Origin of the sequence: Bradyrhizobium sp. NBAIM08 (assembly GCF_020193935.1) — a bacterium.
Taxonomy (GTDB): Bacteria; Pseudomonadota; Alphaproteobacteria; order Rhizobiales; family Xanthobacteraceae; genus Bradyrhizobium; species Bradyrhizobium yuanmingense.
Genome location: NZ_JADYVR010000667.1, coordinates 1 through 423 on the forward strand (window position 1 = coordinate 1; position 423 = coordinate 423).

Here is a 423-nt window from a genome sequence, read left to right on the forward strand (position 1 = left end):
GTTCGGCACCAAAATATTTATTATAGAAACTGCAATATGGCTGAAATCTCTCCTCAGATGTTCTTTTATCGAATTGAACATCATGATTACCAGGAACCATGAAAATATCGTTTTTACTTAATTTCTGCCCCAAAATACTGCTTACCTCTAACTGGTTCAGAAAAGCAATTGCTTCTTGAAATTCATCATGGCTTGCCCTTTGAGTAAAATCACCAGTAATTGCAGCAATTACAGGGGCGTCTTTCTTAGCAGAGTAATCTGTATCATCTTTCGTAATTGGATCTATATTCAAAAAATCATTCAGCAAGAGTTCTTTTAAACCTGGGATTCCTGCGCTTGAAGCTGTTGGGTCTTCAGGTCTGCATATATGGTTAGATCCAAAATGCAAATCTGAAATATGAAGAATTACGATTTCATTTGTAT

The 423-nt window shown here is 35.7% G+C and carries 1 protein-coding gene; it reads right to left on the reverse strand.

Going from position 1 to position 423, the window contains the following annotated elements; translation table 11 throughout:
• On the reverse strand, positions 1-423 hold a 423-nt coding region (locus I6F37_RS41470; protein ID WP_225154592.1), incomplete at both ends, for a metallophosphoesterase.